Source organism: Marinitoga okinawensis (assembly GCF_055387075.1).
In genome coordinates, this window is sequence record NZ_AP042422.1 from 1,174,142 (window position 1) to 1,198,688 (window position 24,547).

General features: G+C 25.8%; 18 protein-coding genes. 1 reads left to right on the top strand and 17 read right to left on the bottom strand.

The annotated features are described in order from the left end of the window. Positions 1 to 10 precede the first annotated feature (10 nt). The 13 genes from ACZ5CK_RS05850 to ACZ5CK_RS05910 all read right to left on the bottom strand — a co-directional run bounded on the left by ACZ5CK_RS05850 (position 11) and on the right by ACZ5CK_RS05910 (position 19,622). Positions 11 to 1,282 carry an ArsB/NhaD family transporter gene (locus ACZ5CK_RS05850; RefSeq protein ID WP_464582962.1) on the bottom strand — a complete coding sequence of 424 codons (1,272 nt, stop codon included), beginning with the start codon at positions 1,280 to 1,282 and terminating at the stop codon, positions 11 to 13. Positions 1,283 to 1,298: 16 nt separating this feature from the next. Continuing rightward, positions 1,299 to 3,908: an alanine--tRNA ligase gene (gene alaS, locus ACZ5CK_RS05855; RefSeq protein ID WP_464580902.1), complete on the bottom strand. Its 2,610-nt coding sequence runs from the start codon at positions 3,906 to 3,908 to the stop codon at positions 1,299 to 1,301. Between the two features lie 12 nt (positions 3,909 to 3,920). After that, the gene (locus tag ACZ5CK_RS05860; RefSeq protein WP_464582963.1) at positions 3,921 to 4,730 is read right to left on the bottom strand and encodes a phosphatidate cytidylyltransferase; all 810 of its coding nucleotides are present in this window, start codon (positions 4,728 to 4,730) and stop codon (positions 3,921 to 3,923) included. 21 nt (positions 4,731 to 4,751) lie between these two features. Next, the gene (locus ACZ5CK_RS05865) at positions 4,752 to 5,468 is read right to left on the bottom strand and encodes an isoprenyl transferase (RefSeq protein WP_464580903.1); all 717 of its coding nucleotides are present in this window, start codon (positions 5,466 to 5,468) and stop codon (positions 4,752 to 4,754) included. Continuing rightward, positions 5,465 to 6,028 carry a ribosome recycling factor gene (gene frr / locus ACZ5CK_RS05870; RefSeq protein WP_464580904.1) on the bottom strand — a complete coding sequence of 188 codons (564 nt, stop codon included), beginning with the start codon at positions 6,026 to 6,028 and terminating at the stop codon, positions 5,465 to 5,467. The genes ACZ5CK_RS05865 and frr overlap by 4 nt, the downstream gene beginning before the upstream one ends. Before the next feature lie 52 nt (positions 6,029 to 6,080). Beyond that, positions 6,081 to 8,672, bottom strand: a complete 2,592-nt coding sequence (locus tag ACZ5CK_RS05875) for a glycosyltransferase family 2 protein (protein ID WP_464580905.1) — start codon at positions 8,670 to 8,672, stop codon at positions 6,081 to 6,083. A gap of 13 nt (positions 8,673 to 8,685) precedes the next feature. Then, entirely contained in the window at positions 8,686 to 10,059 is a 1,374-nt protein-coding gene (gene dnaX / locus ACZ5CK_RS05880) for a DNA polymerase III subunit gamma/tau (protein ID WP_464580906.1), read from the bottom strand. A 76-nt stretch (positions 10,060 to 10,135) separates the two neighbouring features. Beyond that, a complete protein-coding gene (locus ACZ5CK_RS05885; protein ID WP_464580907.1) occupies positions 10,136 to 11,392 on the bottom strand; it encodes an HD domain-containing phosphohydrolase in 1,257 nt (418 codons plus the stop codon). Between the two features lies 1 nt (position 11,393). Beyond that, the gene (locus tag ACZ5CK_RS05890; protein ID WP_464580908.1) at positions 11,394 to 13,502 is read right to left on the bottom strand and encodes a FecR family protein; all 2,109 of its coding nucleotides are present in this window, start codon (positions 13,500 to 13,502) and stop codon (positions 11,394 to 11,396) included. A gap of 4 nt (positions 13,503 to 13,506) precedes the next feature. Then, on the bottom strand, positions 13,507 to 14,160 hold the full coding sequence (locus ACZ5CK_RS05895; RefSeq protein WP_464580909.1) for a DUF3307 domain-containing protein: 654 nt from the start codon (positions 14,158 to 14,160) through the stop codon (positions 13,507 to 13,509). After that, positions 14,160 to 15,338 (bottom strand): HD-GYP domain-containing protein, encoded by a 1,179-nt coding sequence (locus ACZ5CK_RS05900; RefSeq protein ID WP_464580910.1) that lies wholly within the window; start codon positions 15,336 to 15,338, stop codon positions 14,160 to 14,162. The genes ACZ5CK_RS05895 and ACZ5CK_RS05900 overlap by 1 nt, the downstream gene beginning before the upstream one ends. Continuing rightward, a complete protein-coding gene (locus ACZ5CK_RS05905) occupies positions 15,331 to 17,325 on the bottom strand; it encodes a CHASE2 domain-containing protein (RefSeq protein WP_464580911.1) in 1,995 nt (664 codons plus the stop codon). Before ACZ5CK_RS05905 ends, ACZ5CK_RS05900 begins: the two co-directional genes overlap by 8 nt. 137 nt (positions 17,326 to 17,462) lie before the next feature. Then, positions 17,463 to 19,622, bottom strand: coding sequence for a methyl-accepting chemotaxis protein (locus tag ACZ5CK_RS05910; RefSeq protein ID WP_464580912.1), 2,160 nt, complete (start codon positions 19,620 to 19,622; stop codon positions 17,463 to 17,465). Positions 19,623 to 19,753: 131 nt separating this feature from the next. On the opposite strand from ACZ5CK_RS05910, the gene ACZ5CK_RS05915 reads away from it, so the two are divergent. Beyond that, positions 19,754 to 20,212, top strand: a complete 459-nt coding sequence (locus ACZ5CK_RS05915) for a chemotaxis protein CheW (protein WP_464580913.1) — start codon at positions 19,754 to 19,756, stop codon at positions 20,210 to 20,212. Between the two features lies 1 nt (position 20,213). Here the strand turns inward: ACZ5CK_RS05915 and ACZ5CK_RS05920 are convergent, their stop codons facing one another. The 4 genes from ACZ5CK_RS05920 to bgaS all read right to left on the bottom strand — a co-directional run bounded on the left by ACZ5CK_RS05920 (position 20,214) and on the right by bgaS (position 24,520). Continuing rightward, complete coding sequence (locus ACZ5CK_RS05920; protein WP_464580914.1) at positions 20,214 to 21,398, bottom strand: TolB family protein; 1,185 nt, start codon at positions 21,396 to 21,398, stop codon at positions 20,214 to 20,216. Between the two features lies 1 nt (position 21,399). Next, positions 21,400 to 21,837, bottom strand: a complete 438-nt coding sequence (locus ACZ5CK_RS05925; protein ID WP_464580915.1) for a GatB/YqeY domain-containing protein — start codon at positions 21,835 to 21,837, stop codon at positions 21,400 to 21,402. Between the two features lie 219 nt (positions 21,838 to 22,056). Next, on the bottom strand, positions 22,057 to 23,049 hold the full coding sequence (locus ACZ5CK_RS05930; RefSeq protein WP_464580916.1) for a LacI family DNA-binding transcriptional regulator: 993 nt from the start codon (positions 23,047 to 23,049) through the stop codon (positions 22,057 to 22,059). A gap of 4 nt (positions 23,050 to 23,053) precedes the next feature. After that, entirely contained in the window at positions 23,054 to 24,520 is a 1,467-nt protein-coding gene (gene bgaS, locus ACZ5CK_RS05935; RefSeq protein ID WP_464580917.1) for a beta-galactosidase BgaS, read from the bottom strand. Positions 24,521 to 24,547 lie beyond the last annotated feature (27 nt).

Genomic DNA, 24,547 nt, shown 5'->3' on the forward strand with positions numbered 1-24,547 from the left:
AAAAACCTCCTTAAATTAAAGTTAATTCTATATAGATAGCAGAAAAAATAAGATTTACTGCAACAATTAAAACAGAAAATTTCAAAAAGTCTATAAACTTAATTTCTTCATTTTTAAATTGTTTTAACATTGCTAATGAAATAATATTTGCAGAAGCACCAATTGGTGTAAAATTACCTCCCAGACATGCACCTAATGATAATGAATACCATAATGGTTTTAAATTAGAAAATGTTTCTGGATTAACATGTTGCAAATTTTTTATAACTGGAATTAAAGTGGCTGTAAAAGGTATATTATCTACAAATCCAGAAATTATCCCAGAAACTCCAATTAACATCATTGCAAAACTTCTCATAGATTTACCAGCAATATCAACTAACACGTAAGTAAAGTCCTTAAGAATTCCAGTTTCCACAAGACCACCAGTCATAATAAATAATCCAAAGAAAAATAATATTGTTCCCCATTCTACTTCCTTTAAAATATCTTCTACTTCATTTCTATCTAAAATTAATAAAGCTAAAAATCCTATAAATAGTGCTATTGTAGAGCTTTCCATTCCTAATTGATGTTGGAAAATAAATAGCATTAATGTTAAAATAAGTAACGCCCAAGAAATATAAAAACCAATTTTACTTTTAATAGCAGATTTTGGATCAAAAGATGAAATCTTATCTTGATCTATTTTAAAACCAAGCTTTTTTCTGAAAAAAAACATTGTAATTAATTGCATTATAAAAACATTTAAAAATGTTACAGGTCCTATTGTAAGAAAAAACTCTGTAAAATTTAATCCTGCTGCACTGGCAATCATAATATTCGGAGGATCACCAATTATAGTTGCAGTACCTCCAATATTTGATGCCATAATTTCACCAAAAATAAAAGGCAATGGATCAACACCTAACGAATCTGTAATAGCAAAAGTAATTGGTATAAATACAAGAACAGTTGTAACATTATCTATTATTGCTGACATTAAAGCAACAATAAAGGTTAATCCAAAATATAGAACATAACCATTTTTTCTAAAAGCTTTAAGTGTTACAATTCCAAGATATTCGAATAATCCCTTTTTTCTTATAACAGAAACAAAGATCATCATGCCCATTAACAAGTAAATAGTGTTAACATCTACATAATTTTTAATCGCTTCAATATGATTTTCAAAAATACCTAAAATCATCATTACAGTAGCACCAAGTATGGCAACAATCGTTCTATTTACTTTTTCAGTTATTAATAAAGTATAAGCAAATAAGAAAATAATAAGCGCAATAGAACGTTCCGTAAAATCATCCCCTTATGATAGTTTGCAATTGATTTATAACCTTACTTATTTTTGATGAATCTTTCCCCCCGGCTTGTGCAAAATCAGGTCTTCCACCACCACCTCCTCCTAATTCTTTAGCAATTTTTTTTGCAATATTTCCAGCATGATATTGCCCAACCAAATCTTTAGTAACTTTAACAATAAAGTTTACTTTTTTATCATTTTTATTGAATAAAATAATTAATCCACTTTTTAACTTATTTTCTACAATATCCGTGATATTTCTTAAAACATTTTGATCAACATTCTCAAAAACCTTTACAAAAACCTTTACATTATCAAATTCTTTTACTTCAGATAAATCTATTAACCTCGAAGTCATTTTTTCCTGTAATTTTTTAATCTCTTTTTCAAGTTCTTTAATTTTTTCAGACATAAAATTTATCTTAGGAATTATATTTTCTTCTGTAACTTCCAATGTTTTAGAAATATTACTTATTTCATTTTCAAGACGATTTAAATATTCTAAGGATTTAATACCAGTAATTGCTTCAATTCTTCTAACCCCAGCTGAAACAGCATTCTCAGAAATAATTTTGAATAAACCAATTTCTCCTGTATATGATACATGTGTTCCACCACAAAGTTCTGCACTAAAATCTCCAACTTTAACCACTCTAACTTCATTCCCATATTTTTCTTCAAATAATGCCATAGCATTTTCATTTTTAGCTTCTTCTAACGTTTTAACTTCAGTAATTACCTTAATATTATCTAAAATCTTTTCATTCACAAGTTTTTCAATTTTTTCAATTTTATCTTTTGTAATACCTTCATAATGTGTAAAATCAAATCTTAATTTTTCATCAGTAACTAAAGAACCAGCTTGTTTAACATGTTCTCCTAAAATTTCTCTTAATGCTTTATGCAAAAGATGAGTAGCTGTATGATTTCTTTTTATAGCTTTTCTCCTATCATTATCTATTATTAATTTAACTTTATCACCTGTGTTTACTCTACCTTTTATTATTTTCCCAAAATGCCCAATTACTTCATTATTTATGATTTTCGTATTTTCTACTTTAAATTTAAATTTATCATTTTCTATTATACCAATATCACCAATTTGACCACCTTTTTCAGCATAAAAAGGCGTATTTTTTGTAATTAAAATAACTTTTTCATTTTCTTTCGCACTATCTAATATTTTATCTTCTTTTACTATATATAGAATTTCACTTTCATCTTTATTTTTAGTATAACCTGTAAAAATAGTAGTTTTTAATTCATCACCTATATATTTAAAAGCGGGATTCATTTTAGCATATTCTTTTTCTCCTGCGGCTTCACGTGCTCTTTTTCTCTGCAATTCCATAAATTCATTAAATCTTTTTTCATCTACAGTAAATTTATATTCTTCTGCAACTTCTTTTGTTATATCCAAAGGAAAACCATATGTATCATATAATTCAAAAGCAAATTCACCATCTATTATATTGTCACCAGAAGATTTTATATAATCTATTAATTTTTCCATACCCTTATCTAATGTTTCAAGAAATCTTTTTTCTTCTGCTTTAACAATATTTTTTATAAATTCACTCTTTTCACTAATTTCAGGATATATATCTCCATAATTCTTTAATACAACATCAATAACCTCATTCATGAAAGGTCCTTTTTTCCCTAAAAGTGCTCCATGTCTCAAGGCTCTTCTTAATATCCTCCTTAAAACATAGCCTCTTCCTTCATTTGATGGTAAAATCCCTTCTGAAACAAGAAAAGCCACAGCCCTAGAATGATCAGCAATTACTTTAATAGATACATCAGTTTTATTATTTTCTCTAAACTTTACATTAAAAATTTCTTCGATTTTATTTATAATAGGAGTAAATAAATCTGTTTCAAAATTATCATAAAACCCTTGAACAGCAGCAGTAACCCTTTCTAAACCAGCTCCCGTATCAATATTTTTTCTTGGTAATGGGGAGAGATTACCGTTCTCATCTTGATAATATTCTGTAAATACTAAATTCCAAATTTCCACATATCTCCCACAATCATCCTCAGGTGTACATTTATCTGGATTAGGACATAAATCAACTCTTCCAGTATCATAATATATTTCTGAACAAGGACCACAAGGTCCAGAAGGCCCAACAGGTCCCCACCAATTATCCTCTTTCCCCATTCTTACAATTTTTTCTTCTGGAAAACCTATTATATTTTTCCAAATATCATATGCTTCATCATCATCAAAATAAACTGATACCCATAATTTTTCAGGAGAAAGCTTTAATACTTCTGTTAAAAATTCCCAAGCGAATTTAATAGCTCCCTCTTTAAAATAATCTCCAAAAGAAAAATTCCCAAGCATTTCAAAAAATGTTTGATGTCTTGCAGTTCTACCAACATTTTCTATATCATTTGTTCTTATACATTTTTGGCATGTTGCTATTCTTGTATAAGTTGGTTCAACTTTCCCCCAAAAAATAGGTTTAAATGGAACCATTCCAGCAACTGTAAACAATAATTGAGGATCACTTGGAATTAGTGGAAAGCTTTTCATTATCTTATGCCCATTTTTTTCAAAATAATTTAAAAAAGATTTTCTAATTTCTTTAGAATTCATTTTATCCCTCCGTTATATTCCAAAAATTTTCAATAAAAAATAAAAAGAAGGTGTTAAGTATAATAATCCATCAATTCTATCATACATTCCACCATGACCTGGCAAAATTTCACCAGAATCTTTTAAATTATAAGTTCTTTTAAAAGAAGATTCCGTTAAATCTCCTATTGTATCAGTTAGTCCGATTAATATAGCAAAAAATACTGCTTGTATAGGATTAATTAAATTCAAATTATATATTGATCTAACATATTCATATAACAAAATATAAAAATAAGTAAATATCATGCCTCCAATTAAACCTTCAATACTTTTTTTAGGCGAGTAATGAGGAGAAAGCTTATGTTTTCCAAAATTCAAACCAACAAAAAAGGCTCCAGCATCATATACCCAAACACTTGTTAATACTAATACAGCTGTTGTTGCTCCATAATTTAAAACAATGTGGTAAAAATATGATAAAAATAATGAGATAGCTATTAAGGCATATACATAGCTTTCAATAGCTATTTTATATTTTGATGTGTTTTTGAGGTATAACAAACTAAAACCAGCAATTAATATAATAGATATAATATAAACTGTAATAGGTGCAAAAATAGACAATCCAGAATAAAAAGCCCTTAAAGCAAAACCATATATACTGCTAGTTACCGAAATAGAAATTGAAAGAAAAACTCTGAATTCATATTTATACTCTTTCAAAGTCATATCAAAAAACTCTAATGAAGTTATTAAAACAATTGATGTAACAAGACCTATGGTAGTTGGAATAGAAAAAAAGAAAAAACAACCGCAGGTCCTAATATTATACCTGATAATGTTCTAATTAATAAATTTTTCTTATTTATGGGCACTTTTTCCACTTCCTTCATCTGAGGAAATACTTCCAAATCTTCTATCTCTGGTCGAATAATCCTCTAGAGCTCTAATTAAATCCTCTTTTGTGAAATCCGGCCATAATGTATTAGTAAAGTATAATTCAGAATATGCAATTTGCCATAAGAGAAAATTACTTATTCTGACTTCTCCAGAAGTCCTAATTACTAACTCAGGATCTGGAACATCTGGCAAATAAAGATTATTTGATATATCTTCTATAGTTATATTATTCTTTTTTTCTTTTAATAAATTGTTTACAGCATCTACTATTTCTCGCCTTCCACCATAATTAACTGCTAATATTACATCTATTTTAGAATTATTTCTACTTTTCTCTTCTATACGCTTACATACTTCAAACACTTCTTGAGGCAATTCCTCTATTCGCCCAGTAAATCTAACTCTTACATTTTCTTTTATAATTTTGTTTAATCTTGATTCAAGATATCTTACCATAAGCGAAAAAAGGAACGAGACTTCTTCTTTTGGTCTCTTCCAATTTTCAGTAGAAAAAGAGTATAAGGTTAAATACCTTATACCCATATCTGAAGCCCATTGTATCACATCTTCAGCAACCTTTGCACCTTTTTCATGCCCCATGGTTCTTTTTAAACCACGTTGCTTGGCCCATCTTCCATTTCCATCCATTATTATTCCAACATGTTTTGGTATTTTCAAGACTCCATTATCTCCTTTTCTTTTTTATGAAATACTTCATCTATTTTGTTCTCATGTTCTTTTAGTATTTTTTGTATTTCTTCCTCTAATTTTTTAGCATCATCTTCAGGAATTTCACCGTTTTTTTGTTTTTCCTTTACTGCTTTCATATCTTCACGTCTAATATTTCTTAAAGCGACTTTAAATTCTTCAGCAAGTTCTTTTGCGTGTTTTACCCATTTTTTCCTATCTTCAACTGTGGGATTTGGAAATTTTACTCTAACAACAATTCCATCAGTAGAAGCCATCATACCCAAATTTTCAGCATTAATTGCCTTTTCTATTTTTGAACATAAACTTTTATCCCAAGGTGTGATAACAACAGTTCTATCTTCTCCAACGGATAAAGCCGAAGTTTGATTTATAGGAGTAGGTGTGCCGTAATAATCAACCATAATCTCTTCAAACATTGCAGGTGACGGTCTTCCTGTTCTTAATTTTTTATATTCATCTTCCAAATGTTTAACTGTTTTATCCATTTTTGCTTTTGCTTCTTTTAATATAGGGTTTTTTAAAGACATATATCCACCTCCATAAATTTATTTTATATTTTAACTTTTTGGACATTCTATATTATTTTTTATATTGAACCAAAAGAAAACTATCATTAATAAATTCATGATGATAAGTTTTTTTAAAATTAATGAATTTTTCAATATTTTTTGGATCTAAATACCAAAAACTTCTAGGATCTTTAGTGAAAATATCTTTATTTAGGTTAAATATAACAATCAAATCTTCAGATATTGATTCTAAATATTCAATATCTTTTAATAAATTTCTTGAATATTCCGGATTAAAGAATATTATTGTTTCGAAGATTCTATTAAAAGGTCCTTCTTCAATATATTCTAAATTAGATATAGATATGTGTTCTTTGCTAAAAATAGGTGTTTTATTATTTATTTCTAACATATTATCTGATTTAAATTTTGTTAATATATAAACTAATTTATTTGACGTAAGAGGATCAGGATATATAGAATTAAAATATTTTGTATAATTTTTTAAAAACCTGTCCATACTTTTTAATGCATTTAAGCTAGGTATAGGAGAAACATAATTTAAACCAGTCAAACTAGATTCATACCAAACTTTTACAGGATCGATGATTGGTAATATAGATATTACACTACCAATATTCAAAACATTAGCAATATTATCGTTTTTATTTGAAATATCTTCGTTAAAATAAAATCCTGTATAGTTATATCTTCCACCAACTAAATCAGAAATAATTGGATTAAATTCAAGGGATTTTCTAAGAGATTTTACCGCTTTATTATAATCCTTGTTTTCCTTATAATAATCATATAATCTCAAACTTATAAATCCTTTAAAATTATTATTGGAAGAACTTTCAAGAACGTTATTTAATAAATCTTCATACAATTCTTTATTGTCATTTTTTATTTTAAGAGCATATGAGAACCTTATTTCAGGGAAAATATTACCAAAATAAAAATCAAATAAAGAAAGTTCTTTATGATTGAAAAGATTTATATCAAAAAATAATTCATTTTTTCTACTCATTTCTTCTTTTAATTCAACATATGCTGGAATAAGTTCTTTGGGATCCATATGAGTTAAAATATCTTCTATTAATACTTGTACAAATTTTGCCAATGACTTTTCTAAAGATACTGCTTTTTTATATTTATTTTTTGCTTCATTAAAACGTCCTGTTTTTGTTAATACATCGCCAATTAACATTTCTATTACAGCTTTTTCTTTATCACTACTTAGATCTTTTCTAATTCTTCTAATTTTTAAAAGAAGTTCTAATAAATTATCTAAATTATCATTAAATAAATTGTCAATAAAAGTAAGTAATACACCTATTATATTTTTTTCATTTTTCAAACGCTCAATAAAATACTCTAAGAAAGTATATGGATTTTTATCATCAAGATTTTTAAAAATCAAATCAAATTTGTTAATCTCTTCAATAGTTTGATTATTATAATAAGTTTCATTATTTTTTATATTATTATGAAGTACTTTTATATATTTAATTAATTTTTCCTTTTTTTTGTAATCTTGTTCTTTTGAAAATTCATCCAACATAAAATTATATAAAACAATTATCTTTTCATTATTTTTCGTATGATTAAATTCATTCAATATTTTTTCTAAATTCTTATAATCATATGTTTTAATTTTAGCCATAGTCAAGAATGCTAATCCTTCATTTTTTTTAAAAATAGATTGAACTGACCACGTAATTTCGCTTCTTCTATTTTCAAATACATCAAGATATTTTAAAAAGTCAAGAGAAGATAATTTCAAGTTTTCCCAATCTCTTTTATTAAAATATACATTCATAAGTCCATAATAAGAATCTAAATTCCATTTGGACCCGATTTTAAACCATTTCTCAGCATCATCCCAATAACCTTTATTCATTAACTCTATTCCCCATAAAAACATAAATTCAACAGTCATTGGGATAGGCTTATAATCCTTCTTTTTTACATCTCTTAAAACTTTTTGAGCCACTTTAAATCCTATTTTCATTTTTTCAATATTTTTTTGAGCTATAGATAAAGTTTTCATATATTGGATTAAATAATATTCATCTTCAGGATGATCTTTTAAATATTTTTCTATTAAAGTTAATGTCCTCTCGGTTTTTTGTTTTCTTCTTAATCTAGTCCAAATATAACCATAATGATATAGCTCATAGTCAACTTTTACAGTTTTTCCTTTATATATAGGTTGATTATGTACAATATTTTCATATTTAACCTTTCCATTTCTGAAAAATCTCGCAGTACTAGCAATTTCACTATTTTTCTTTTCAAAATCAAGATAATTAACTGTAGGAATATATACGCCAACAATATCTTTATCTAAAGATTTTAAAAAATCACGAATATTATTTTTAAGATTATCTGAAGCCTCTTCATCCGCATCTACAATAAAAACCCATTCAGAAGTTGCATATTTCAATGTTTCATTTCTCGCATCAGAAAAATTACCATTCCATGGAAAGAAATAAATTTTATCTGTATATTTTTCTGCAATTTTAACTGTATTATCAGTAGAACCTGTATCTACAAAAATAATTTCATCACAAAAATCTTTTATACTACTTAAACATCTTTCAATATTTTGCTCTTCATTTTTGGCCATTATACAAGCACTAATAAGTTTTTGATGCATAAAGTCACCTCATCTAAAAAAGTTTTAAAATATTATTTTTTCTTGTTTCCACATTTTCAGAGTCTTCATATATTATGTCAATTTTTACAAGGTGATTTGTAATATTAGAATATAACAATTCCAAAACTGTAGCTTTTGATTTTGCTAATTGATATTCTAATAAATCATCTTTTTTATATTCTATCTTTATCAAATCATCTTTTTCGGTAATATCGGCTTTTTTTAAAGAGAAATACAAACCTAAATCCATTTTTTCTTTTTTGTTTAATAATATATCCAATATTTTAGAAGTTAATGATTCACTTTTTTGAGTATTTTCTTCTTCATATTCAATAATATTGAGTATTTCATTGTTTTTTGTTTTTTCATCATTTTTATTTGCTATTTCAAAAGCAAGTAGCAGCATATTTATATCAAATAAAATTTTTTTATTTTCAGAATATTTAATTTCATTAAGTAAGTCGGAAATTTTTTTTGCTATGTAAACATATTTTTTTGATACTGATATTTCAATAATATTTGAGAAAATATATTCAAGCGTTTCTTCTAAAAACACTTCAATTTCTTTTCCTTCATTGAATATTTCATTTGATATATTTAAAACTTTTTCAGTGTCCCCTACTAAAATAGAATCTAAAAATTCTTTAATAATTTTTTCATCAAATAATCCTAATATTTTTATTACATCTTCATCACTTATATTTTCATCTGAAAATTTTAAAACTTGCTCTAATAAAGACAAAGCATCTCTCGCTCCACCTTTAGCCTTTCTGGCAATTATTTCAGCTGCTTTTTCACTAATATTTCTATTTTCTTTTTCAGCAATATATATAATATGTTTTTTTATTTCTTTTTCAGTAATATTTTTAAATTGTAAAACTTGGGCTCTCGAAATAATAGTTTCAGGAACTTTTTCTAAATTTGTTGTGGCTAATATAAAAATTACATGTTCAGGAGGTTCTTCTAAAGTTTTTAGTAAAGCATTAAATGCTTCTTTTGTTAACATATGAAATTCATCAATTATAAAAACTTTATATTTTCCAGACACAGGTCTAAAATTTGCAGCATCTCTAATTTTTCTTATTTCGTCAATTCCTCTGTTTGAAGCAGCATCCAATTCAATAACATCCATAAAGTTACCGGCATTTATTGCAATACAATTTTCACATTCATTACATGGATTATGTCCTTTAGGATTCTTACAATTTAATATTTTACTTAAAATTCTAGCAGTTGTAGTTTTTCCTGTTCCTCTGGGACCAGAAAATATATATGCATGAGAAATTTCCTTTTTTTCTATAGATTTTTCAAAGTATTTTTTTATATGATCCTGTCCAATTAATTCCTCAAATGTTGATGGTCTGTATTTTCTATATAAAGTAATCATTAACTCTCCTCCTAAAAATAAGGTCACATAAATTATATCATATTATTGAAAAAATAAAAAGGGGGAACCCCCCTTTTTATAGATTAATAGACTTTTCAAGAGCGTTTATTATATCACAGTCATATTTTTTTGGACAATCATCTTTTAAAAGTTTTATCACTCTTTCTTTAGGCCATGGTTCTTTATACACTCTTTTTGCAGTTAATGCGTCATATATATCAGCAACAGCTAATATCTTTCCAAACAAAGATATTTCACCATCTTTTTTATGATATGGATAACCTGAACCATCTAATTTTTCATGATGTTCTAAAGCACCTAATGGTATATTTTTTGATAAAAAATCAATTTCAGATAATAACTTTGCTCCTATAATAGTATGAGATTGTATTATTTTATATTCTTCATCTGTAAGTTTTGAAGGTTTATTTAAAATCTCATCAGGTATTCCTATTTTTCCAACATCATGCAGGAGAGCGGAAATTTCTAATTCTTCTAATAAAGAATCTTCAAATCCCATACTTTTAGCTATTTTAACGGCTAAATTAGAAACATTTTTTGAGTGAGTGTGTGTATAATTATCTCTAATATCAATAGCCGTAGCGACTGCAAGAATAATTCCTTTTATTGTACTACTTAATTCGTTATATAGTTTAGAATTCATTAATTTATTTGAAATTAGAGAAGAAAATAATTCTATTATATTCACATCTTTTTCTGTAAATATTCCTTTATTTTTATTAACAGCTTCTAATACTCCTATTGGCTCATTATCAAAAAATAGTGGTGTAGCAATTAAATTTTTTGTATTATAATTAGATTTTTTATCAGTTTGTTTAAAATGAAGTGGATTTTTACCTGCATCATTAATGATTATAGTTTTCTTTTGTTTAAAACATTCACCTGCGATTGAACCATCTATTGGAACATCTATAGTTTCAATATATCCACTTGCTCCTCCAGAAGTTACATAAAAATTTAAAACGTTTTTATCTTTATTATATAATAATATCGAAGCACCATCAGAATCTAATAGAGTTCTTAAAGCATCTTCTGTAAGCTTTAAAATGGTTTCTAATTTAAATTTTCCAGTTATAATTTCTAATATCTCTAATATATGTTTTTTTTCAAAGTCAATATTTTTAATGTTGTCAAGAGATATGTTTTCTAATGAATTTTTAATAGTTAATAATTCTATTTTAGAAAGTTCTTTATTAGAATATATCTTTATATTCTCATTGGTTTCATAAAATATAGAACTTTTATTTCCATAAAGAACTTCTTTATATTCTATACCACATATGTCAAAATTTTGAACAATAATTTCTAACATTTTAGAACTCCTTTGTTTCAAAGTTAAGTGTATATTCAAATTTCTGTTCTTTCATATTATAATTTATAGAATATATTACTCCAGAATTTTCTAAAACAGGATAATATATAAATCCTTGTAAATTCGTATTGTCATTTAAGAATATATTTTCAACCGTAGCATCTTCTAAAAATTTATATTGCATATAGCTGAATCCAGCAGTTAATTGTGGCATCCCACCAATAGATGGAATATTTACTGTCATTTGACCTGTCAATAAACTATCCCTTTCTTCGCTAAATAATTTATTATAATTTAATAAAATATGTAGATACGGATCTACTGATAGTATCGCTTTTCCAATCAATCCAAAAGATGATTTTTTACTTAAATCCATATAGAAACCATTTGCAGCATTATATTCATAATAAGAATTTAAATATTCATTATTAAATCCATCTGATAAGTAATTAACTCCAAACATAAATTGGAAAAAAGGTGGAAAATTCATAGTTGGACCCAATAATGCTCCATATGTCATAGAACCATCATTAGTAAATACAAAATCCCCTTCAACTCCCAATCTAAAGAACAGAATATCTTTATAAATAGTTGTTAAAATTGCTTTATCAAATTCTGAGGCTGGTTTTTTCTCATTTAAATTAAATACACCAGTTATTTCTGTATTAAATAACCCTAAATTTGCATCCAAATATCCAAAGAATATATTTGATGATTGTTGATAATTAAATGGCACAAATGAGGTTACTTCATAAGGTAAATGAGCACCAAATTTCAACTTTCCAAAACGCAATTCTGTATCTAATACTCTAGAATAAGGTACATAATAATTGTTCATAAATAATCCTAAACCCTTTACATATGTTGGACTAATACCATATCTAACATAAAAACTTGAAAAATCCAATTTAAGATAATTTATACTTATAGCACTTAAGATATCCGTAGAAGGTGATGCTTTATCTGTAGGTAATCCGTAATAAAGCGGGCTATCTATATCTTTTTGATATGCATTAAAACCTATGCCAATACCAAATGGTCCAAATTCGAAATTAGGAGCAAATGAATATACAAGATAACTGTCTTTACCCTTTGTTTGTTTTCCAAAGGAAATATTCCCTACATTCGACTTTGCTTCTGTCGTAGTTGTTTCTTCAGGCTTTTTTTCTTCTTTAGGCTCTTCTTTTGGAGTTTCCTGAGGTGTTTCTTCTTTATTTGGAGTTATTTCATTTTCATATTCATCTAAAGGTTTATCTAAAACATTTATTTGAGGTTTTGGTTGAGTAGGATTATAATTAAACATATTTCCAGCAGTTACAGGAAATAATTGATTATTAACCATAGTATAAACTGTTCCCTCAAAAGTTCTTATTTGTGTATTCCCATTGTTATTTTCAAATCCAAATTCTGTTCCTCTAACTCCAGCAACTACCGAACCAGAACCGACAAGATATTTAGAACCCGGTGCTAAAATTTCTTTTATTTTATTAACTGTTGCACCCTTTTTTAGTTCATATTCAATATCAATATCTCCATTTTCAGAAGCTCTTAATTTCTTAATATATAATTGCGTATCATGAGATACTTTAATTTCAATATTAAGATTTGGTTCCTTTAAATATAAAAATCCATCTTTCAAGGTTAAAAGTTCGGAATTTTCCATTATTATAGTATCCTCAGATAATGAATCCCATATATCAGAATCAGGAGATTTGTATAATACGTTACCTCTTTTCTCCAGAATAACCAGTTTAGTTTCTGGTAATTCCATTTTCTTTTCTACAACATTAATTTTTAATGTTTTTTCTACACTTTTATCTTCATTATAAAAACGAATATCAGATTCACCTGGAATTAATGGAGCAAGAAATATTAAATTTGCTTTACCATCAATCAAGTTAAATCCATCAAATAATATCAACGGATCATCAAAACCACCACTTGTAACATCTACATATAAATGATTTAAAGTAGCCTGATCTGTCGTTACTTCTATAGGCAAACTTTGACCTGCTAAAACTGTTGTACTTTCACTTGAAACCATTAAATTACCAAAATATATACTTGCTGTAAATATCAAAAATAAAACTATCCCCCATTTTTTATACATAGTTTCACCTCCATATGGTTAAATAAGTAATTATTATACTGAGTGATAATGGCCCTAATTCAGATTTTGCGTTTATTTCTTCATTCTTCAGAAAAATTAATATTGAAGCTAAAACAAAAAATATAGAAATTATTAAAAACCAAACGTCATTATAATATTTTATAAAAGGTAATGAAAATCTAAAAACATATCCGAGATAATCTCTTTTATAAGGTTTTGAAAATCCATCTATCATATAAAATAACAAACTAATAAAATAAGCATTAAATAATCCTATAGCCGCAATTTTAGTATATTGGATGGGAAAATAAATGGTTCCAATTTTATAAAATAAACTTACAAATATCAATGATGAAAAATGCATAACCTGATCTAAAATATAATAAGTGTGAGAATTAAAGCTTTTCTTATTTCTGTTTTTAAATTTTAATGTATCAATTAAAAGATGAATAAAAGTTAATAAAGTTATTATAGAGAAATTAAATAAATTAAGAGAAGATGGAAGTAATATAATTAACATTGAAAGGAATATCAATGATATGTGCAATATTAAAACCTTTATTCTAGAGTTTTTATATCTTGCTATAAAAGAATTTTGTAGAACATAATCTCCAACTAAATGAGATAACAAAAAATAAAAAAATATACTTTCCTTCATCAAATCACCTCTTTTAACACATCAACTAAAAGCGGATTAAAAAAAATACCACTATAACTATCTATTAATTCTGTAGCTTTAAATTTAGGTAATTTACTCCTATATGGTCTATCTTCTAATAAGGAAAAATATGTATCCAACAAACCAATAATTTGAGCTAACATCGGTATTTCATTACCTTTTAACCCTTCTGGATATCCCTCGCCATTCCATTTTTCATGATGATATAATACAATTTTTTTCACATCATCAGGTATTGTCGGAACTTTAGATACCAAACCATAACCATATATAACATGTTTTCTAATAATTTCATTCTCTTCTTTTGTTAATTCCTCTTTTTTAGATAAAATTTTTTCAGGTATTCCAATTTTTCCTATATCAAATATCATACTGCCAAATTTTAAATTTTGAATACTTTTTTTATCTAAATTTAGCTTTTCTCCAATTTTTACCGCTATAGTTGATATATTCTCACAGTGTTTCTCAGCTCCTGGAACACGAGTTTCCAATATACTAGTCATTATATTTAACGATTTATCTAATATAATTTCAAATTTATTTTCTAATAAAGAATTTTCAATAGTCTTCTCAATGTAAGCAAATAATTTATTTATTAATGCTATGTCATATAAAGAAAAACTTTTTTCTTTTTTTAGTTCAAAATAAGCTAACTTACTACCTTCAAAAAAAATAGGTATTATCATAGTATTAAAATTACAATAATATGAAACATTATCATCTACCAAAGAAAAATTCAATTCATGTGAATCAATAAACGTTTTTTTATCAAGTAAATAAAACTCAACTTCTTTAAGATTAAAAGTATTAAATAAAGTATTTTTGATATTCTCAATAGTTTTTTCAATTTTAATATGTGGCTTTATTCTTGACAAAAATTGAAAAAATATATCTTCCTCTTCTTCAATGTTTGTACTGTATTCTATATGACAATATTCTCTTAAAATTTTATCCAAACTTAATAAATAAATATTATTTATATTATCGTAAAAATTTATTATAACATTACGTTCTCCCTTGTATTTTACAGAAATTATTGGCGAGGAATATGTTTTTATATTTTTATAAATAGTATTATCAATATTTATAAAAAATTCTATTTCCATTTCTTCTAAAGTTTTTATATTTTCTTCAATCATTTTTTGTAAATCACTCATCCTTATCTCCTTCCTTTATTTTGTATAACTTTAAAGGTAATTCTTTTCCTTTTACTTTAAAATCTCCAATATATTCAAAAGTATATTTTTTAGATCTTTTAACTATTTCTTCAGTAACTATTAGCCATTGATTTAAGTCCCTGGTTAAATGTTCGATTCTAGACGTCGTATTTACTGTATCGCCAATACAAGTATAATCCATTCTAAAATCAGCACCTATATTTCCTATAATAACTTCACCATAATGCATTCCAATTCCTGCATTTACCTCAAATTGAAATCCCATATTTTTAAGTTCAATATTAATATCTTTTAGCTTTTTTCTCATATCTAATGCACAAGATAATGCTCTATCAACCTCATCACCAAATTCAATTGGAGCACCAAATATAGCCATTATTAGATCCCCTATAAACTTATCAATTGTTCCATAATATTTATTTCTAATAATATCCGCCATTTCTGATAAATAATAATTTAAAAATCTGACAACTTCTTCTGGAGAAAGTTTTTCTGACTTTTCAGTGAATCCAACAATATCTGACATTATTAAAACAACCTCTTTTTTCTCTCCTCCTAATTCATTTTTGCCCTGATCTAACAATTTTTGAGCAACAAAATCAGGAACATATTTAAAGAAAAATGATTTAATTTTTTTCTTTTCTCTAGATTCTTTGATTACAGATTGTGCTGTATCAACTGAAGAAATTATTAAAGTTGAAAGCAAAGGATAAAAAGTATCAATCCATATATTGTTTTTAAAAAGGATATATGAAACAAAAATATAAAAAGTTGGTATAGAGAATGAAAAAAGTTTTATATATATTTTTTTAAAAGATGAAAATATTAATGAAGAAAGGAGTAAAGAAAATAATATTAATGAACTATAAAAAAAATTGATTCGTTCTATTTTATCTTTATTTATTAGATTCTGAACAGCAGTTGCGTGCAAATATACTCCGGGCTCGTCGTTTGAAAAAGGAGTAATTCTCAAATCATATAATCCTTTTGCTGTGGCTGAATAACCTAATATTGCTACTTTATTTTTGAAATCATAATTATCATATTTATTTGTATAAACTAAATCATAAAAGGATATTGTATCAAATATGTCTTCTCCTTTTCCATAAAAATTAAGCAAGTAAAACCCGTTTTTATCAGTTGTTATTTTTTCATTATTAATTTCAATAGAATAAGTTTTGGGATCAAATATGAAATTTTCAATATTATAATTTTTATAGTTAGCATATAAAATAAGATCCATATGTGGAAATAATCCTGTGCTGTAACCTTTCTCGCTTGCCCATTCTTCTTTAAATATCAATGGCAAACTCCTAGCCACCCCATCTGGATCCAATTGTCCTATTTCATAAGTGGATGCCGGTACTAATGAAGAAAAATCCGGAATTGGTGGGATTATTTTATACGCAGTTAAGGGGAAAAACAAAGAAAGATATTCAGGATTTTTAAGTTTAAACGAATACTTTAAATAATATTTATTTTTTTCTAAATCATTTTTAAAAGTATCATTATACTCTAAAAAATTTTGTTTATCTACAGTTAAATAAGTCCCTAATACTACTTTATTATATTTTCTAAGTATTGCAGATAATAATACATCGTCTCTAGATTTACCATTATTCATTAAATTGCTTTCTGAAGGAGTGGTAAAAGATACATCAAACCCAATTGTCTTAATTCCATATTTGAATAATTTAGCAATCATTCTTGCATAATGTTCTCTATTCCATGGCCATTCATCATTAAATTGTGTAGACATATTTATCAAAGAATTTTCATCAATAGCAATAACTATTACATTAGGATTTATTTTCTTTTCTCCTCTGATTCTATACCTTAAATCTAAAGTTTTCAACTCAAAAATTTCAATCCATGGATTGTTTAATAAATAAGTTATTATATATGTCATTAAAAATAAAATAAAGAGAATATGAGCTAATTTAATGTTTTTTATAAATTTTTTCAATTATATCACCAATATAATTATATCATATTCAAGATGTTTTTTACAAATGATTTAACATTAAATCAAAAAAGTATAATAAAAACCTCCTCAAGCATTTTGTGAACATATATCACATCAGCTATCGGAGGCAATCATTTTTAAAGTTCGAATTTATTTGAAAATTCGTTCATACTTTTTGTCATTTTTTCTAATTCATCAATAAGAATATCAAAATCGTTAATTTTTAATTTTTGTTTATTCATCATTTTCGAAACATTTTCAACTTTCTCTGTAATATTTTGAATTGAAACAGATATAGCTTCTATTGCATTTGTTATTTCAGATGTAGATATTTTCTGTTGATTCGAAATATTAGATGTATCTTCAACCATTAAGGAAATATTATCGATTTCTGATAAAATATTTTCCATTTGAGCCCCTATCTCTTTTATAGAAGTAATAATTTGAGTAACGTTTTTTGTTATATTTGAACTTTCATCTAAAGCCATTTTAGCATCGGAAACTAAAGAATTCAAATTTTCTGTAATATTTGCTGCAGAGTTATTTGATTCATCAGCTAATTTTCTAATTTCATCAGCAACAACAGCAAAACCTTTCCCAGCTTCACCAGCTCTTGCTGCTTCAATAGCAGCATTCAAAGCTAATAAATTTGTTTGTTCTGAAATACTAGTTATATTATCAACGATTTCTTCTATGGCTTTTGATTTTTCAAATAATCTCAATATCATTGAATTACTTTTTTCTATTAGATTTTCTATACTGGATACATCAGATATCATTTTTTGAATATTTTCTCTTCCGGAAACCGCATTCATAGCTATTTCTTTTGTTTTTGTGTTAAGATTATCTGCAGATTTTGATAACAAATCGGCACTAGAAGTTATTTCTTCTATATTTGCTGTTGTTTCTTCTGTAGAAGAAGAAACAACTTCTAAATTTTCTTTTATTTCTTCAAAAGCTGTGAACGTTTCAGCAGAAATGTCATTTAACTCATTTGCAGAATCATCTAACTTCTCCTCTACATTTTTTATCGTATTGGAATAATTATTAAAAGAAATAACAATGTTTTTAATTGTATTTTGTAAATTTTTAAACGTGCTAGCTATTAATCCAATTTCATCTTTTCTTTTAACAGATATTTCATTTTTTAACTCTCCATTAGAAACTTTAATCGCATGAGATTCAATTTGTTTTATAGGTCTTACAATACTATTTGCAAAGAATATAGCTATAAAAATAGCTATTACTAAAGTAGCAAAAATTACAATAATTAAAGTACTTTTTAATTCTTTAATTTTACTAAAAGCTATATCTTTATTTTCTTCCAATATTATTTTTAATTTTTCATTGCTTAAGTTCATTTCTGAAGAAATACCAATAACCTCAATATTTTCAAAATTTTTATATATTTCTATTTTGTTATTTTCTTTTGGTATAGCATTAAATTTTTGACCTGGATTTAATTTTTTAATTTTTGTAATTAAAATATTCTGCGAATTTAAAACATATGCATTTACATTTTTGTTTGTATTTATTTTTTTTAATATCAAATTAGAAATATTTTCAAAATTCACAGCTATTATTATATAACCGTATCGAGAATATCTATATATAAACGGTGTCCCAATAAAAAGAATAGGTTTATTATTTTTAAATTTATATAATTCAATTTTTGAAAATTCCACAAACGTTTTATCATCAGTTTGTTTTTTTAAACTTTCAAATAGAACTCCTAAAGATGTATTTTTTAAATTATCATCAGTTAAATTCTCTGTAAATTCATCACCTTTATTCATAGAGTATATGATATCACCATCAGGATTTATTAAATAAATATCTTCAATATTTTGAGCCAAAGCATATTTTACAAGGTTTGGATGATATTTTCTATGCAAAAGATCATAATCAGAAATTGAATATTCATCATCTCCATATGCTTCTAAGTTATCTTCATCAACATTATTGAGTTTATATCGAGTTTCTGGTGGATTTGGATTTTTGTTTACATAAACATCTTTTAAATTTTTTATGTTCTGAAAATCATTAAAGTATGAATTCATTGATTTTAGCATTATAGGTAAATATTGGAAATTCGCGATGTTTTCTACAGCGTTTTTATAATCATTAATTAAAATGGAAAATTCAAAACTTTTAGAATCTATAATATTAGTAAATTTTGAGTTCATCTCATTTTCTAAAACACTATTTGATATTTTTAAAGAAAAATAACCTATAATAATGAAAGGTATAATTAGAATGGAGATAAATAATAACAATAATTTGCTTTTTAAATTCAAAATATATCACTCTCCTTAAAAATTTTTTCAAAAAAATTATAACATAAAAAATTTTTCTGTCAATAGCATCTTCAGTATTTTAATTTTAAATTTAATATGATATAATTATAAGAAAAGTGAGGAGGGATAGTATGGCAATTGAATTGAAAGCTGTTAGCTTTAATATTGATGACGAAAAGTTTGCTATTGATATTAATCATGTAGATACAATAATCGAATATCAAAAAGCAACAAAAATCCCTGAAGCATTAGATTTTGTGGAAGGTATTGTAAATTTTAGAGATGGTGTATTACCTATAATAAATTTGAGAATTAAATTTAATTATCAACCATTTGAAGACAAATATAAAGCAAAAGTTTTAGTTGTAAAAATGGGAGATAGAAAGTATGGATTACTAGTTGATGAAGTAAAAGAGGTAATGAATATTCTTCAAGAACAAATTGAAGAGGCACCCGCTATAGGTGGCGTTAAAGCTGATTATATTAGTGGTATTGTAAAAGTTGATAATGATATGATCTTTTTAATTGACGTAGAAAAAATATTATCATCTGAGGAAAAACTAGAATTAGAGAAAATAGTAAAAAAATGAATTAAGGTAACCGGATAGCAAAAATATCCGGTTCCCCATTTTTATAATAAAGAGAAAATAAAACTATATTGTTATATACAGATGGATAAAATGCATCATCTGAAATATTCAAAGTTAGAGGAGTTTCTTTATTTTCCTTTGGATCAAATAAAATTATCCTATAATAACCATCAGTTAGTTTGGAATATATTATATATTTTTTTGTTCCAAAAGGATCAACTTCATTTAATTTTGAATATACTATTGGTTGTATTTGACCATCTTTTATAATATATATGTTATTCTGCCCAGTTTTAGAATCTATCATTTGAAAAATCACATGGTTATTATAAATAGTAGGCCTAAATTTAAAAGTATTTTTTAAAGAAGTTAATCTTTCTAATTTATCATCTTTTATAGAATATTTATAAATTTCTGTCCAACTCTTTCCATTTCTTTCTTCTGCTGAAAAATAAATATCTCCATTGAAGTAATATGGTGTATATGCATTATAAGATGCATCTGATATTCTTGTTATATCTTGAGTATCCGGATTATAAATTAAAACATCCCATTTTCCATATAGTGAACTTTGAAATACATATGACCCATCTTCCGTAATATTGGGAAAATATTCTGAAGAAAAGTTTAAAGGTATATTTATATATTTATTATTTGTAAAATCATATCCCCATATATTTCTATTACCAATGTATCTATCAGAAATAAATATAAGCTTTTTCCCGTCTGATGAAATAATAGGATATTCATCAATACCATCCCAATATGTTAATTGTAAAACATTCCAATCATTACTATTAAATAATCTATAGAAAGATATTTTTTCTAAAACTTTAATTGTAAATATATCTATCCAATCTTTATTATTCTTTATTTTTTCTGATAAATCTAATACAGTACTATCAAAAGTCGCTAATACCCGAATTGTATTTTTAGAAGAATCCTCCGTTAATTCCATCTTTATATTATATTTTTCTAATTCATCATTTATAGAAGTACTGCTATCAGTCGCAAATACGTTATACGAATACGACAACTTAGACTCAAATTCTTGTATTATTTGATTCATTATCCAAGAATTTGAGTCTTTTTTCAATAATATTTTTTCTTTTTTAAAAGAAATCTGTGGAAAAATCATCACAGATATTAAAATTAGGATTAGAAAAAGAAAATTATATTTTTTCATATTATCCTAACAATCTTTTTACTATTGAATTTACTCTATTCCCATCAACTTTTCCTTTTAATTCTTTCATTGCTTTTCCCATTACTTGACCAAACTTAACGTTTTCTCCTAATTCACTTATTATATTTTGTATTATTTTTTCTAATTCTTCATCAGACATTTCTGGAGGAAGATATTCTTTTAAAACATTTAATTCATATTCTTCTTCTGAAACTAAATCATCTCTCCCTGCCGATTTATATTGTTCAATAGAATCTTGTCTCATCTTAATTTGTTTTCTAATTAAAGCTATAATTTCGTCTTCATTCAACTCTCTTTGTTTTTCAACTTCAGCTTTCTTTATTTCTGTCTTTAATATTTTAATAGCATTTAAAGCCTTAGTGTTTTTTTCTTTCATATATTTTTTCATATCATCATTTAATTTTGTTTTTAAATTCATACTTTCATCTCCTTTCTAATTTATTTTATTATACCATATTATATTTTAAATTCAAATAAAAGAAGAATTCCAAAAAGGAATTCTTCTCAGTTTAATTATTATTCTTTGTAAATTCATTTAAATAAGTAAATGCTATTCCGATATAAGTATCAGCAGATCCATAATAAATAGCAATTTTATTATGGAACTGCGCCTATTTTTAAATTCTCCCACCAAGAATCATTTTTTAATCTCTTTTACAGAATTTCTCTCTATTATTTTTGTTGGTAAAATAATCTTTCTTTTTACTTTACTTCCTTTTCCTTCTATTCTTTCAACTAGCAATTTTGCTGCATTTTCTCCCATTTCATTTCTAGGCTGATGAACTGTTGTTAACGGAGGATATAAATACTTAGAATATTTATCATTATCAAAACCTATTATAGAAATATCATCTGGTATTGAATATCCAGCTTCATATATTGCTCTAGTTCCACCTAATGCACTTTGATCATTTATGAAAAAAATTGCTGAAAAATCCTTCCCGTTTTTTTCTAAATATTTTTTTATAGAACTATATCCACCCTCAAATTGAAAATCTCCTTCTAAAATTTTCAAATTAACTTCATATTTTTTAGAAAAATCAATAACAGCTTTCTCTCTAACTTTAGCAGAATATACTTCTCTCTCACCACTAACAAAAATTATATTCCTATGTCCTTTATCATACAAATACTTCATAGCCATATATGCAGAATGATAATTATCAATACCTACAGTATCAACATTTATTTCACTATCATTCCTATCAACAGCAACTACTGGAATAGCCGATTTAATCAATCTTTCAATATGTTTATCATCATTTTTAGTGGTACATACTATTATCCCATCAACTCTTCTAGAAAAAAACTGTTCTAAAATTTCAATTTCTTTATTTAATAACATATGAGTAGAAGTCACAAAACTATCATATCCATACTTAGACAATTCTAATTCAATACTTTCAGATATTATATTATAATGGTTTCCTAAAAGATTTGGAACAATAATACCTACAAGATAATGTAATTTTTTCTTGGCAACATGAGGGGGTTGATAATGATGTTCTTGCAAGGCTTTAAGCACTTTTTTTCTTGTTTCTTCTGAAACATTTTCAGCACCATTTATTACTCTTGAAATTGTTGCAATAGATATTCCAATTTTTTTAGAAATTTCCCTCAAAGTTGCCATTCTCTCACTCCTTTTCTAAATTGTATGGATATTTTATATAATTAAGCAAATAATTATTTATGCCTTTGTTTTCAATTATATCTTTATATACAAAATAAGCAGGTTTGCATGTTCTTACTTTAGTATCATAATCAACATGAATCAAGCCAAATCGTTTTGAAAATCCTTCTGGCCACTCATAATTATCTAATATTGACCAATACATGTAGCCATTTACATTTGCTCCTAATTCAATAGCTTCGTGAATATTTATTATGTGTGAAACTATAAAATACGGTTGAATATCTCCTTTATCTGCAATACCGTTTTCAGTAATATACATTATTGGATTATTATATCTTTCTTTAATCTCTAAAATAATATTCTTTAATCCCAAAGGATAAACTTCCCATCCCATTTCTGTAACAGGTTTATCTGTTTTTATCAATTTACCATTACAAGAATATCCATATCCATCCTCTATTTTCCATTTATTACCATATTTTTTCACAACAGTTCTTGTATAATAATTTATCCCTAAAAAATCTGTTTTACCTTTCATATCTTCCCTGAATTTTTTATTACCATCGATATGAAAATCCACATCTCCTCTAAAAATCATATCAGTAAAATGATAATTATGGAAAAACTTAGCATCTTCAACAACATCATTATCCTCAGGAGATTCTGGATCAATCCATGTGAAAGAGTAAATAAATCCAATAGATTTTTTTGTATATTTTCTCATTGCATCATATGCTCTACAATGAGCTTCTGCTTGATGTTTCTGAGCTAATTTATAATACTTTTCATTTATTATTGATGGTGGAAATCCTGATTTAGGTTGTAAATATGCTAAAGAAGATACGATTTGTGGTTCATTCATAGTAGACCAAAAATCTACTATTTCATCTAATTCATTAGCTAAAAACGCTCCATATTTGGTAAATTCAATTACTGTATTTTTATCAACCCATCCAAAAGGACCTTTATGATATAAGTTAACATTAACAGGATCGTGTATCCATATCGGCAATGAAAAATGATTTAAATCCACCATTACTTTAATATTTTTTTCTTTAAGATCAATAATTATTTTTTTATAATGCTCTAAAGCTTCTAGATTCGCTAATTTTTTTAATTCTAAAATAGAATTTTCATCAACTTCTATGGAAATAATGTCATCATTTTTTTCAATAACTTTAGTTTTTACCTCAAAGGTGGGATTTGGAAATATTCTTGACCATTCAATACCAATTCTTACTATATTCAATCCTAATTTTTCCATTAATTTATTATCTTCTTTATACAATTCCCAATAATTCGTTCCATTTTCAGGAAAATCTCCACTTACTAACCCACCATTTATTATTCTTTTATCATGGGTCCATTTAAACCAATCAGTATTTTCATCTAATTCTTTTCCGCCCATTTCAAATTGAAATCCAGACATGGAAATTCCAAATAAAAAATCATCAGAAAATTTTTTCATATTATACCTCCAATATTTTTTATTAAA

What these genes read in the sequence shown, in the direction of transcription:
- alaS (WP_464580902.1), bottom strand. Translation starts at nt 3,908, where the DNA reads ATGAATTCTAAAGAAATTAGAAAATCTTTTTTAAATTATTTTGAAAAA.
- frr (WP_464580904.1), bottom strand. Translation starts at nt 6,028, where the DNA reads ATGTCTTTAAAAAACCCTATATTAAAAGAAGCAAAAGCAAAAATGGAT.
- ACZ5CK_RS05875 (WP_464580905.1), bottom strand. Translation starts at nt 8,672, where the DNA reads ATGCATCAAAAACTTATTAGTGCTTGTATAATGGCCAAAAATGAAGAG.
- dnaX (WP_464580906.1), bottom strand. Translation starts at nt 10,059, where the DNA reads ATGATTACTTTATATAGAAAATACAGACCATCAACATTTGAGGAATTA.
- ACZ5CK_RS05885 (WP_464580907.1), bottom strand. Translation starts at nt 11,392, where the DNA reads ATGTTAGAAATTATTGTTCAAAATTTTGACATATGTGGTATAGAATAT.
- ACZ5CK_RS05890 (WP_464580908.1), bottom strand. Translation starts at nt 13,502, where the DNA reads ATGTATAAAAAATGGGGGATAGTTTTATTTTTGATATTTACAGCAAGT.
- ACZ5CK_RS05895 (WP_464580909.1), bottom strand. Translation starts at nt 14,160, where the DNA reads ATGAAGGAAAGTATATTTTTTTATTTTTTGTTATCTCATTTAGTTGGA.
- ACZ5CK_RS05900 (WP_464580910.1), bottom strand. Translation starts at nt 15,338, where the DNA reads ATGAGTGATTTACAAAAAATGATTGAAGAAAATATAAAAACTTTAGAA.
- ACZ5CK_RS05915 (WP_464580913.1), top strand. Translation starts at nt 19,754, where the DNA reads ATGGCAATTGAATTGAAAGCTGTTAGCTTTAATATTGATGACGAAAAG.
- ACZ5CK_RS05920 (WP_464580914.1), bottom strand. Translation starts at nt 21,398, where the DNA reads ATGAAAAAATATAATTTTCTTTTTCTAATCCTAATTTTAATATCTGTG.
- ACZ5CK_RS05925 (WP_464580915.1), bottom strand. Translation starts at nt 21,837, where the DNA reads ATGAATTTAAAAACAAAATTAAATGATGATATGAAAAAATATATGAAA.
- ACZ5CK_RS05930 (WP_464580916.1), bottom strand. Translation starts at nt 23,049, where the DNA reads ATGGCAACTTTGAGGGAAATTTCTAAAAAAATTGGAATATCTATTGCA.
- bgaS (WP_464580917.1), bottom strand. Translation starts at nt 24,520, where the DNA reads ATGAAAAAATTTTCTGATGATTTTTTATTTGGAATTTCCATGTCTGGA.